Source organism: Myxococcus stipitatus DSM 14675, from assembly GCF_000331735.1.
Lineage (GTDB): Bacteria > Myxococcota > Myxococcia > Myxococcales > Myxococcaceae > Myxococcus > Myxococcus stipitatus.
On the sequence record NC_020126.1, the window covers coordinates 927111 to 939617 of the forward strand.

The following is a 12507-nucleotide window of genomic DNA, read 5'->3' on the forward strand; positions in this document are numbered from 1 at the left end:
GGGTCCGATGGTCTTCCAAAGCAGCCTTGTGTGACTTTCCAGGATTCCTAGTTCAGAGCCTGGAGGTTTGCGCATGACGAGTGGGTTCCGTCTCCTCGCCAGTCTGGTCCTCGCGGCAATGGCAGTCCCCACGCCAGCTCGGTCCCGAGAGCGATTGCCGACGGTGGACGCCTTCTCCTCCGCGCCGTCGCCGGCCCGGGGGCGCCCGACGCGGCCTGTGGTGCCGGGGTTGACCGTGGCGCACGCGCAGGAGCGCTTGGGGGTTCCGAGCTTCGCCTGGGTGGAGACCTCCCCGGGAGCGGCTTCGCTTCGGACGGTGTCCCGGTCCCCGGAGCAGGCCGCGCGGGAGGTGCTGGAGCGATACGCGCCGGCCTATGGGCTGGAGCGCACGGACGCGGAGCACGCGCCGGTGTCGGGCAAGCACCGGCTGCGAGAGGGCGGGGGCATCATCACCTTCGGCCAGCAGGTGGACGGCGTCGAGGTCTTCGGCCAGTCGATGAAGGTGCTGCTGGATGCGAGGCAGCTGCCCGTGGCGGTGTCGGGACACCTGAGCCCGGTGGCGTCGAGCGCGAGGTACGCGAGGGGCGCGGTGTTCCGGCTGGAGCCCCGGGAGGCCATCGCGGCGGCCTATCGGGACCTGGAGGGCCATGTGCTGCCCATCCAGGGGCTCGTGGACACAGGACAGGTCCAGGGGCGCTACCGCTCCTTCGTGCTGTCCCCGGGCCCTCGCACGGTGACGCTGGCCCGGCCCACGAGGACGAAGCCCATCTACTACGCGATGCCGGACGCGCTGGTTCCGGCGTACTACGTGGAGCTGAGCACGGTGCCCATGGAGGGCGAGCCGAGCGGCCTGTATGCCTATGCCATCGCGGCGGATGACGGGCGCCTGTTGTACCGGCACTCGCTGGTCCAGGACTCGGGAGCCTTCACCTACAAGGTCTGGGCGGACGCCGAGGCACCCTACCTCCCGTGGGATGGGCCCCAGGGCCTCACGGCGACGCCGCACCCCACGGGACTGCCGGATGGATATCAGGCGCCCTTCGTCGAGCCGAACCGGGTGACGCTGCGCAACGCGCCGTTCAGCCGGAATGACCCGTGGCTGCCGCCGGACGCCACGCGGACCCAGGGCAACAACGTGGAGGCCTTCGCGGACCTGGTGGAGCCGGACGGCTACAGCGAAGGGGACCTGCACGCGACGGTCACGCAGGCGGCGACCTTCGACCACGGCTATGACCATCGCTATTCGCCCACCGTCACGGATGAGCAGGTGATGGCGACAGTCACGCACGCCTTCTACGTCACCAACTTCCTGCACGACTGGTACTACGACTCGGGCTTCGACGAGGCGGCGGGGAACGCGCAGGGAGCGAACTTCGGGCGAGGCGGATTGGAGGGGGACTCCATGCTCGTGGAGGCGCAGAACCCCTTCGAGATGCGGAACAACGCCTGGATGGAGACGCCCGCGGATGGAGCACGGCCTCGGATGACGGTGCTCCTCAATGACTACCGGGGCGAGAACGCGCTCACGGTGACGACGGCCGCGGGGACCCAGGAGTCCTTCGCGTTGGGCTATGCGGACTTCGGCCCGCAGACCTTCGACCTCACCCGGGTCGCGGTGATGGGAGTGGATGGCGTGACGGGACCCGAAGGCACCCCGACCGATGGGTGTGAGCCGCTGGTGAACGGAGCGGAGGTTCAAGGGAAGGTCGTGTTGCTGGACGCTTCGAGGACGTGTGGCAGGGCGCTCAAGGCCCTTCATGCCCAGCAGGCGGGAGCCGCGGGGGTTCTGGTGTTGACGCCTTGGAGAAGGAACGGCTCGGAAGGCACTCCCGGGCGCATGTCCACCCTCGCCATTCCCCTGGTCTCCGTGAATGTCGACGCGACCCGGCGGCTTCGCGCGGCGCTGTCCGAGGGGGAGACGACGCTGCGGCTGTTCCGAGGGGGGCCCGCACGGGATATCGCGCTCGACACGGGAATCCTGACCCATGAGTGGATGCACTACCTGAGCAACCGGCTCATCGGTAATGGCAACGGACTCAACAACAACCAGGGGCGGAGCATGGGCGAGGGCTGGTCCGACTTCGGCGCGATGATGCTGCTGGCACGCGAGGAGGATGCTCAGCTCCCGTCGAACCCGTCCTTCTCCGGGGCCTATGCCGTGGCCGGCTACGCGCTCGGCGGAGTGGCGCAGAGCTACTACTGGGGATGGCGTCGCTATCCGTACTCGACGAACCCGAGCAAGAACCCGCTGACCTTCCGCCACATCCAGTTTGGAGTTCCCTTGCCGGAGGGCATCCCCATCAATCCAGAGGCCCTCGAGTTTCCGATCAACTCGGAGGCCCATTCCTCCGGCGAGGTCTGGGCGAGCCTGCTGTGGGAGTGCTTCGTGGCGCTCGTCCGGGACTCGGAGCGACTGAGCTTCGAGCAGGCCCGGACGCGGATGAAGGACTACCTGGTGGCCTCGCTCGAGCTGACACCTCATGCGCCGACCTTCCTGGAGGCCCGGGACGCGTTGCTGGCGGTGGCTCGCGTGAGGGACTCACGGGACTTCGAGCTCTTCGCACAGGCGTTCGCGAAGCGGGGCGCGGGTCTGCGCGCGGTGGCTCCTCATCGCGACTCCCTCGACCACGTCGGGGTGGTGGAGAGCTTCGACTCGGGCAAGGACCTGTCCTTCGTCCGTGCCGAGCTGCTTCCGGGGGCGCGGAGCTGTGACGACGACGGGGTGCTGGACCCGGGTGAGCAAGCCCTCGTTCGCATCACGCTTCGCAACAGCGGGACGGCGCGGCTCCAGCGGTCTTCCGTGCGTGTCGCGAGCGAGCCCGAGGGGCTCGTGTTTCCCTCGGGAACGCAGTGGACGATTCCTCCCTCGGAGCCGTTCCAGCAGGTGAGCGTGGAGGTGCCCGTGAGCATGGCGGGAGGGACGTCGCCGCGACGCTACTTCCTGAAGATGGCCTTCAAGGACGAAGACCAGACGCTGCCGGGGGAGCAGCTGGCTTCATTGCCTTTGTGGGTGAGTCAGGACGAGTCACCCGCCACGAGCAGGACCGAGACGGTGGAGACAGACACCCTCCCCTGGAGCTTCGAGCAGTCCCCGCCGGGCTTGGAGTACCCGTGGCGTCGTGAGCTTCGCTCGGAGGAAGGCAACCACCTCTTCCATGCTCCCAACCTGGGGATGGGGCCCGGACTTCGGATGCTCGTCTCTCCACCGCTCCAGGTGGCCACCGACCAGCCGTTTCGTTTCGCGTTCCGGCATCGCCACGACCTCGAGATGCTCGAGGACGAGCTCACGCCCCGCATGTACATGGATGGCGCGGTGCTCGAGCTGAGCGCGGATGATGGGCGGACCTGGACGGACATCGGCGAGTGGGCCACGCCGACGTACAACGCGGTCATCGAAGACGAGTGGGAGTACGAGAACCCGCTCGCGCACCGTCCCGTGTATGGCGGGAAGAACCACGCGTACCCTGCGCTGGAACCCGTGAGCGTGGACCTGGGGATGCGGTACGCGGGCCAGACGGTGCGCGTGCGCTTCGTCTACGGCTCGGACTGGATAGACAGCTACTTCATCACGCCGAACGGCTGGGACGTCGACGACCTCCAGTTCGAGGGGATTGTGAACACGCCCTTCACGGCGGTGGTGGCGGATGCGGGGCTGTGTCTGAACCACGCGCCCACGGCGGAGGCGAAGGCCCGCGAGTCCGTGCCCGAGGGCCACCCCGTGACGCTGAGAGGCGAAGGCCACGACGCGGACGGTGACGCGCTGACCTACGCGTGGACGCAGACGGCGGGGCCCTCGGTGACGTTGAGCGACGCGGCGGCCTCGAGCCCCCGCTTCACCGCGCCGCGAGTGAGCAAGGACACGACACTCACCTTCCAGTTGGTGGTGAGCGACGGCAAGGCGGCGAGCCCACCCGCGACAGTCTCGGTGCGCGTGCGCAACCTGGGACCGGAGGGCTGCGCGGACGGAGGCGCATGGATGTGGCTCGCCGCGGCGCTGGGGCTCGCGTTCCAGCGCCGGCGGCCCGGGTGACTAGAACCGCCCGGCCATGGCCAGACCCGCGCCATTGCGTCCCATGATGGCGGGGGTCAACACGGCCTGGGGCAGTCTGGGGCCGTCGAAGTTGCGCGTGAGATAGGTGACCAACGCCAGTCCGCCCACGGCGCCGAGCCCCGCGCTGAACACGATGGCGTCCTCGTCGTTCTGGGTGAACATGAACATGGTGGTGGCCCCCAGCAGGCCACCGAGGACGCCGCCCGCGTCGATGAGCAGGATGCGTCCCCGTGACACCGGCAGGTCCTGGGCCAGGAAGGAGAGGCCGAGGATGCCCGCGGAGCTCGCCGCCATCCCGGCGATGAACATCTTCTCGGTGTCCACGTCGTTGAACGAGCTGATGAACAGGGCCGTCACAATCCCGGCCCACAGCCCGCCCGAGTTGACCATGGAGACCTGCCCCGAGGTCGGCTGGACGGTGGACGCGACCAGGGCTCCTACGCCCGTGAACGCCAGGCCCCCAATCATGGCGGTGGCGAGCGCGCGCTCATCGCTCATGTTGAACCCGTAGATGGACGAGAGGCCGAACCAGAGGCCCCACACGGTGCCGGAGTTGACGGCCGCCGCCTGTCCGGAGGTGATGCCGCCTTGCGCGAGCAGCGCCGAGCTCGTCGCTCCAAGTCCCGCCGCCAGCATGGCCGAGGTGGCGTAGCCCTGGCTCGAGCACTCCGCGATGGCGCACAGCAGGATGCCCTGGGTGGCTCCGTGCAGCGTCTGCACCACCATCAACGAGGCGGTGGCGCCGCCCGAGCGCCGCTCTCCATTCTCGGCCACGGGCGCGGCGGCTCGCGCGAGCTTCGCGCCGGGAACGAGCCGGGCCTGCGTGAGCCTCGCGAGCTCGGCGGCATGCGGGTGCTGAGGGCACATCTCGAGGACCCGGTCGAAGGCCTGTGAGGCCTCGCGGTCCTTGCCTCGGGTGAACGCGTCGAAGCCCTGGGTGTAGAGCGTCTCCGCCTCTTCGGGACACGGGTCCGGCGTGGTCATCAACGGCGGAGCGGACAGCGTGTCGACCGCGGCGGGTGCCGGCGAAGCGGGAGGCGGTGCTTCCTCCCCGACTTGGCCGGCACTGAGAGCAACGAGCAGGAGGGTGGCGAGCGTCATGGGGCCCCGCCACTCTATGCGACGACCCCGGCGCATCCCATGGGGGGGCCGGGGTCGTCGGGTGGGTCAGCGGGACGCCAGGGCGTCGACGTGTTGTCTCAGCTCGGTGTCATTGCCCAACCGGCCGGAGAGGCTCGTCCAGGGCTTCGCGGCCTGCTCGATACGTCCTCGGGTGCGAGGCCCCGCCGCGACGAGCCACGCCACGCCCAGCGCCAGCTCCGCGACCTCCGGGGCGCTGGAGAGCTGGCCGGCGAGTGAGAGCAGCGCCTCCACGGCCTTCTTCACCTGCGCGCCGTGCAGTGCGTGGCTGCTGGTGATGCCCTGGCGCAGCAACTCCAGCAGGGCCAGCGCGGTGGCTCGGGCCTGACGCACGGGCTCCGGCCCCGCACCCGACGCGGCCCACAGGCCATTGGCGAGCTGCTGTCCCAGCAGCCCCTCCGCGCCGGAGTCCGCGCGCTCCCGCTGCTTTCGAGGCGCGGGCTCCATCGCAACCTCCTCCTCCGCGCCGGAGTCCATGGCGAGATAATCCATGACGCCGGAGAAGCTCTTGGAGGACTCGGCTTCGCTGGAGCCTCCTTCGCTGAAGAGGCGATTGAGGATGCCGCCCTTCTTCTTCTCCGGCGCGGCGGCCACCTCACGCCGAGACCTGCTGGGGGCGGCGGCCGATGCGGGCGCGGGCGCGGAGGGCCTCGGCGGCGGAGCGCCGGCGACCACGATGGGGCTGGGGGACGCTGGCACCATGATGCCCGGAGGCGGCATCTGGGCAGGGGGCCCTCCGACGTATCCACCGCCGCCGCGTGCTCCGGGCCGAGCGACGACCCCCGTGCTCGCGGCTTCGTCCTTGGACTGGGCGCCGAACATGGCCCAGCCCGCGGGCGCATTCACCGGGACGACGCGCGTCTCGGGTTGTCCGGAGGTGCGGCGGTCTCCGGTGCGCTGCTCCACGACGACGAACGACGTGTAGCGCGTGACGAGCTGGTGGGAGACGGCGAGCTCGACGATGCGCTTCTTCATGGCGTCGGCGCGGCGGCCGGTGAGGCTTGCGTCCAGCCAGCCCTTGATGCGCTCGGCGGCCCACAACTTCTCCACCGCGGGGCGGTCCGACTCGTGGGGGAAGTGGACGTTGACGCTGAGGGCGAAGGGCTCGACGCCCGAGCGTCCTCGCAGCGTCACCTTGCCGAAGCCCGGCCTGGGGTAGCGGCCCATGAGCGTCCATGGGATGCCGTCGACCATGACAGGCAGCTCGGCGGGGGCCAGTTCCACGCCTTCGATGCCATCGAAGTAGACCTGCAACTCGGTGACGCGTGGGGCGAGCGCACGGGAGAACTGGGCCACCACCTTCTCGTCGATGCGCTCTCCGGGGTGGATGAACTCCACGTCGCCGCGGGTCTGCCGGGCCAGGTCCCGCAGCAGCGCGTCGCTGACGTTGGTGCCGATGCCGAACGAGTACACGCGCGCCGTCTTCCGCTCGGCGAGCACGGCGCGGAGAATCTGCTCCTCGTTGCCCACCTGTCCATCGGTGAGCAGCACGAGCACGCCGTCGGGGGCGGTGCGCGCGGCGAACGTCAGGGGCTTGAGCAGCTCGGTGCCGCCGTTGGCCTGGAGGGCGTCCACCCACCGGTCCGCGTCCTCCAGCGTGCGCTGGGTGAAGGGCACGGGCTGGGGCCGGAAGGAGTGGTAGTTGCTCTCGAAGGCGATGATGTTGAAGCGGTCGGTTTCACGCAGGTGGCGCAGGCACAGCCGGAGCGCGGCCTTGGCCTGGGGCAGGCTGTCGCCGTCCATGGAGCCGGAGACGTCGACCAGGAAGATGACCTCCTGCTTGGGAACCGCGGTGGCGAGGGACAGGAGGTCGGGCACCACGGTGAGGGCGAAGGTGCCGGGGTTGTCGCCCTGGCGGTGGGTGACGAGCGGCGTGAAGACGGCGCTTGTGTCCGGGCTGCGCAGGGAGAGGACGAGGTCTCGGTCCAGGGACACCTCTCCGCGCGAGAAGCTCACGCGGGTGCGGGTGGGGCTCTCCTTCGTGAGGGCGATGGCGTGCGAGGGGCTCTCCACGACGACCTCGCGGCCCAGGTCGACGAGCAGGTCCATCCGCAGGCCGTAATTCACCTGACCGATGGGAGGCGAGATGCGGTCCGCGTCGGGGACGCTGGAGGTGGGCTCCGCGGTGCCATGGCCGGTGCGGTCTCCGGAGGTGTCGCCGGGGATGTAGCGCGGCGCGACCAGGGTGGGGAGCATCCACCGCACGCTGCCTTCCTCGGCGGTGACGGCCTGGAGGAACTCGACCTCGATGACGGTCTCCTCGGAGGGGAGGAGGTTGCCGACCTGGGCGGTGAAGACGTTGGAGCGCTCCTGGTCCAGCAGGGCGGCGCCGTGGCCCGCGGCGAGCGCGTCGTCGTAGGTCTGGAAGGCCTCCTCGCGCTCCTTGACGATGCCTTCGATGCGGCGGCCCGCGCACGTCATGGTGAAGGCGGAGAGGGTGGCGTCGGAGGGGAGCGGGAAGGTGTAGATGGCCTCGACGGGGGTCGTCTCGTTGTTGCGGTAGCGCTGGCGCACGCGCACTCGCGCATGTCCGCCGAGCAGCTCGCCGGTGACTTCGACACCTTGGAGGGGAATCTGGAGGCCGCTGTTGGTCATCAGCCCTGCAGGCACCTTCGTCATGGCTTCTTCGATGAGGGCGCGAACGCGTTCCGCGAGCGCGCGAACCTTGGCATCCGCCGTGTCCGAAACATGCAGCTCCAGCCCGGGCATGAGCTCCCAGCGCTGGTAGTGGTTCATCTCCGTGGGACGTCTGCCGGGGGCTGGCGGTGCCACGGAGTGGCTCCCGGCGACGGGGGACGGGGCAAGAGGAGGGGGAGGCGGAGCCGGGGTGGGCTCTGACTCCGCGAGCGTGCGCAGCTCGTCGAGCGACAGGCGCTGCAGCTCCGCCTGGATGGCGTCCAAGGGGAGGAACCGGGCCTGGAGGACGCGGATGGCCTTGAGGCGGATGAAGTGCTCTTCGCCGTAGGCGGTGTCAGGACCCCGGAAGTTCGGGGCGGAGAGCAGGCCGCGCTGGACGTAGTAGCGCACCGTGCGAGGCGAGACGCCCGCCTCCTCGGCGAGCTCCGCCAGCTTCCACTCTGTCCTTGGCTTCCGAAGGCTCATGGTCCTGACAGTATGACTCGACACTTTAAGTGTCAAGTCGTCACTGTCGGATTGTCGGGCCACTGGGGAGATAGGACAGTGGTGGTGTCGAGATGAGGGAGGAGCAGGCGAGTGGTGGGGAGGTTGCGTGGGGAGGGGCGGGGTGGAACAGAAGGGGGATGATGAACGGAGTGTCGGAAGGGTTGGACCTGTCGTCGATTCGGCTGATTGGGACCGCGGTGACGCCGGCGGTGATGGTGTCGGCGTGCGGAATCGTGGCGACGGGGTTGGACAATCAGATTGCGCGGATGACGACGCGGATGCGGGAGATGTTGAAGGAGGGGCGGCAGTTGCCGGAGGGGGATTCGCGGCGGGAGATGTTGTGCCAGGAGGTGGGCATCCTCGACCGGCGGCACGCGATACTCGCGAGGGCCATCACGTTGGCGTACACGGCGCTGTTGTCGTTCGTGGTGACGTCGCTGCTGTATCTGACGAAGCGGCAGCTCGACATCCCGGAGTCCTTGCCGGTGGTGTCGTTCGCCGTCGGCGTGTGTCTGCTGGGCGCCGTGGCACTGCTCGCCCTGGCCTCGCTGCGGCTGAGCCGGTTGGCCATCAAGCTGGAGCGCGACGAACTCTTCGGCAGCACCCGCCGTCCCCCGTCGGTGTAGCGCGAGTCAGGAGAGGCCCCCCGCGGGCGGGCCCTCCTCCTCGCCGTGGCCGTTGTGGCGGTGCTCATCCTCGGGTGCGCCGAAGCCGCTGCGTGAGGCCGCGGCGCCCACGGCGCGCAGGATGTCGAGGGGGATGGGGAGGATGGTGTGATTGCCTCCCGTGGTGATCTCCACGAGCGTCTGCAGGTAGCGCAGTTGCAGCGTGGCCGGGTTGCGGCTGAGCACGTCCGCCGCCATCGAGAGCTTCTCCGCGGCCTGGTGCTCACCCTCGGCGGCGATGATCTTCGCCCGACGCTCGCGCTCGGCTTCCGCCTGTCGGGCGATGGCCCGCTGCATCTCGAGCGGCAGGTCGATGTGCTTCACCTCGACGTTGGAGACCTTGATGCCCCAGGGGTCGCTGTGCGCATCGAGCACGCGCTGGATGTCTCGATTGACGCGCTCCCGCTCGCTGAGCAACTGGTCCAGCTCCACCTGCCCCAGGATCGCGCGCAGCGTCGTCTGCGCGAGCTGGCTCGTCGCGTAGAGATAGTCCTCCACCTGGAGCACGGCCTTGTCGGCCTGGATGACGCGGAAGTAGACGACGGCGCTGACCTTCACGCTCACGTTGTCTCGAGTGATGACGTCTTGCGGCGGCACATCCCGAGCCACCGTGCGCAGGTCGATGATGACCATGCGCTCCACGAAGGGAATCAGCCACCGGAAGCCCGCGCGCTTGAGGCCCACGTAGCGCCCCAGCCGGAACACCACGCCGTTCTGGTACTCGTTGACGATGCGCACGCCGGAGAGGAACAGCAGCAGGAGGATGCCCAGTGGGATGAGGAACCCGAGCAGTCCGAACAGGTCGGTCATGGCTTCACCTCGTCGACGAACAGCGTGAGTCCTTCCACACGGCGCACCACCACGTGGGCACCGCGCTGGATGTTCGAGGGAGACGTCGCGCGCCAGCGCTCGCCATGGACGAACACCTCCCCGCTCTCGGGAGTGACGGGCGCGAGTGTCGTCCCCTCCTCACCCACGAGCCCCGCGTCTCCACCGCGTTGAGGCAGCCGCCGGGTCTGCGCGCTTCTCCACGCGACATACGCCGCCGCTCCCGCGACCACCACCGTGGTGGGAATCAACCAGGCCCAGCTCACGCGGAAGGAGCGGTCCACGAACCAGTGCGGATTGAACTCATCCACGAGGAACAGGCCCCCCAGCCCCAGCAGCACCACCCCCGCGAGTCCCAGCAACCCACTGGTGACGAACAGCTCCGCGGCGATGAACATCGCGCCCAGCAGCAACAACACCAGGGCCCCCGTGCGCACCGGCAACACCGATGAAGCGATGAGCGCGAGCACCAGCGCCACCGCGCCCATGACCCCCGGAGCGATGCCGCCCGGATGCGACAGCTCGACGACCAGGCCCAGCGCGGCCATGAGGAACAGCAGGTAGACCCAGGCCGGATGCGCGAGCGCATGAATCAGGCGCTGCGAGAGCCCCGGCGCCAGCTCCACGAGCCGTGCATCGCGCGTCGACAGCCGCACGCTGTCTCCACCCGCCACCTCCACGGAGCGCCCATCCGCCCAGGCGAGGAACTCCGTTTCGCTCGGAGCCAGATGGTCCACCACGTGCGCCGCGAGCGCCGCCTCCGCGCTGGCGGCGACACTGTCCTTCACGGCGGACGCGGCCCACTCGGCGTTGCGCCCGCGTTGGTGGGCGATGCTCTCCGCGAAGGCGACCGCATCGTTCTCCACCTTGCGCGCGAACTGGGAGCCACCCGCGGTCTCCGGGTCCGCCCCCGTGCCGCCGATGACCGGATGGGCCGCGCCCAGGTTGGTGCCCGGTGCCATGGCGACCAGGTTCGAGGCCAACGTGATGAACACCCCCGCGCTGCCGGCGCGTGCGCCCGATGGCCCCACCCAGACGAGCACCGGCACCGTCGAGCCGAGGAACGCACGGACGATGGTGCGCGTGGCCTCCAGCGAGCCTCCTGGCGTGTCCAGTCGAACGAGCAGCGCGGAGTAAGCCCCTTGCTCCGCGCGCTTCACACAGTCAGCCAGGTAGGCCCCCGAGCCCGTGTCCACCACGCCCTCCAGCTCACACCGGGCCACGGACGGAGCCCCCGCTGTGGCGCGCGTGGGGACCGTCGCCGCGAGCAGCCCCAGGGCGAACATCGGCAGGAGCACCAGCGCTGCCCACTTCCCCGTGCGGCGCGAGTCCACGGTCACACCCCCTGAATCGCGGTGAGAGGAGAGGGGACGATGTCGCGCGAAGGCAGAGGCCGGGCGCTGCTCAAGGTGTCCATCAAGTGCAGGTGGTCCAGCAGCAGGCGCGGCATGAGGAAGTGCTGGCGCACGTGCTCCCGTCCGCGCTCACCCAGGAGCCGAGCCTCCTCGGGCTGACGCAGCAGGTGGAGCATCGCCTCGGCGCACTCCTCCACGGAGTCCACGAGGATTCCGCCCGAGTCCTCGCGGAGCTGGAGGGGAATGCCGCCCACGCGTCCGCCGACGACGGGAGTGCCTTTCCAGAGCGCCTCGGACACGACGAGGCCGAAGCCCTCGCGCAGCGACTTCTGCACGACGACGTCCGAGTAGGTCTGGAGCGCGTTGACCTCGATGTTGCCCACGCCGACCAGGTTGGTGAGCACGTGGATGAGGCTGTCGTGGGCGGTGGCGGCGCGCACCTCCTCGTAGCAGTCCCAGCCCTCCGGGTCGTCCATCGCGAGCGAGCCGACCAGCGCGAGCTGCAGGTCCGGGACATGGGGGCGCACGCGCTGATAGGCGCGGACGACGCCCATCGGGTCCTTCCACCGGTCGAACCGGCTGACCTGGGTGACGAGGGGGCGGTGGGTGCGGATGCCAATCCACTCGAGCACATCGCGCGCGAGCGGCTGAGGCAGCGGGTGGTTCTTGGGGCTGAGCGGGTCGATGGCGGGCGCGTAGACGCGCACATGCTCGATGGGCAGCGCGGGAGGGATGAACTCCTGGAGGGTGAAGATGGCGGCGTCGTAGTCGAGCAGGTAGGGCGCCAGCAGCTCCCAGAAGGAGGGGTTGGGGCGGGACGTGTCGATGTGGCAGCGCCATATCCAACGCGCATCGCGGTTGCCGCTGAGGGACGCGAGCACGAGCGGCTGCGGGTCATGGACGAAGATGAAGTCGTAGTCCTCCGAGTCGGCGATGAGCCGGCGGGCGTTGAGCTGTGAGTTGGCCAGGTAGATGGCCTTCTCGGACTCGGTGAGCGCGCCGGGGGCTCCTTGCAGGCCGTTGTGGATGCGCTTGGTGACCTGGAAGAACGTGTCATCGCCGTGGATGAGCTTCCAGTCGGCGACGATGCCCAGGTCGTTGTAGAGCGGCACCAACGAGCGGAGGATTTCGGAGACGCCGCCGCCGTAGGGCGTGGCGCTCAGGTGCAGGCAGCGCGCGCCGCGCAGGCGCTCGGCACTGCGGAAGAGTGCGTCGAGTTGCTCGTCAGGCGCGACGCCACGGTAGGTGGCGAGTGAACGCTTGCCGATGTCCACGACATCCAGCATGGCTTCAGGCTCCCAGCATGTGAGGGCGCTTCCGAGGCAACGGTGCGCACGCGTGTCCC

General features: G+C 69.4%; 7 protein-coding genes. 2 read left to right on the forward strand and 5 right to left on the reverse strand.

All coding sequences use genetic code 11. The features are described from left to right. The first annotated feature begins 235 nt into the window (after positions 1–235). Entirely contained in the window at positions 236–4030 is a 3795-nt protein-coding gene (locus MYSTI_RS03730) for a M36 family metallopeptidase (RefSeq protein ID WP_169558605.1), read from the forward strand. Here MYSTI_RS03730 and MYSTI_RS03735 read toward each other — a convergent pair whose 3' ends face one another. Next, the gene (locus tag MYSTI_RS03735) at positions 4031–5152 is read right to left on the reverse strand and encodes a hypothetical protein (RefSeq protein WP_015346365.1); all 1122 of its coding nucleotides are present in this window, start codon (positions 5150–5152) and stop codon (positions 4031–4033) included. 66 nt (positions 5153–5218) lie between these two features. Further along, a complete protein-coding gene (locus tag MYSTI_RS03740) occupies positions 5219–8293 on the reverse strand; it encodes a VIT domain-containing protein (protein ID WP_015346366.1) in 3075 nt (1024 codons plus the stop codon). A gap of 158 nt (positions 8294–8451) precedes the next feature. Here MYSTI_RS03740 and MYSTI_RS03745 point away from each other — a divergent pair, with 158 nt between their 5' ends. Further along, positions 8452–8940 (forward strand): DUF2721 domain-containing protein, encoded by a 489-nt coding sequence (locus tag MYSTI_RS03745; protein ID WP_233278159.1) that lies wholly within the window; start codon positions 8452–8454, stop codon positions 8938–8940. Positions 8941–8946: 6 nt separating this feature from the next. On the opposite strand, the gene MYSTI_RS03750 is transcribed toward MYSTI_RS03745, so the two are convergent. The 3 genes from MYSTI_RS03750 to MYSTI_RS03760 are packed head-to-tail and all read right to left on the reverse strand — an operon-like array spanning position 8947 to position 12448. Further along, positions 8947–9789 (reverse strand): slipin family protein, encoded by an 843-nt coding sequence (locus MYSTI_RS03750; protein ID WP_015346368.1) that lies wholly within the window; start codon positions 9787–9789, stop codon positions 8947–8949. Next, positions 9786–11141 (reverse strand): NfeD family protein, encoded by a 1356-nt coding sequence (locus tag MYSTI_RS03755; protein ID WP_015346369.1) that lies wholly within the window; start codon positions 11139–11141, stop codon positions 9786–9788. Before MYSTI_RS03755 ends, MYSTI_RS03750 begins: the two co-directional genes overlap by 4 nt. A 2-nt stretch (positions 11142–11143) precedes the next feature. Further along, positions 11144–12448 carry a glycosyltransferase gene (locus MYSTI_RS03760; protein WP_015346370.1) on the reverse strand — a complete coding sequence of 435 codons (1305 nt, stop codon included), beginning with the start codon at positions 12446–12448 and terminating at the stop codon, positions 11144–11146. Between the last annotated feature and the right edge of the window lie 59 nt (positions 12449–12507).

Coding starts and splice junctions, on each gene's coding strand:
- MYSTI_RS03740 (WP_015346366.1), bottom strand. CDS start 8,293: ATGAGCCTTCGGAAGCCAAGGACAGAGTGGAAGCTGGCGGAGCTCGCC.
- MYSTI_RS03750 (WP_015346368.1), bottom strand. CDS start 9,789: ATGACCGACCTGTTCGGACTGCTCGGGTTCCTCATCCCACTGGGCATC.
- MYSTI_RS03760 (WP_015346370.1), bottom strand. CDS start 12,448: ATGCTGGATGTCGTGGACATCGGCAAGCGTTCACTCGCCACCTACCGT.
- MYSTI_RS03745 (WP_233278159.1), top strand. CDS start 8,452: ATGATGAACGGAGTGTCGGAAGGGTTGGACCTGTCGTCGATTCGGCTG.
- MYSTI_RS03735 (WP_015346365.1), bottom strand. CDS start 5,152: ATGACGCTCGCCACCCTCCTGCTCGTTGCTCTCAGTGCCGGCCAAGTC.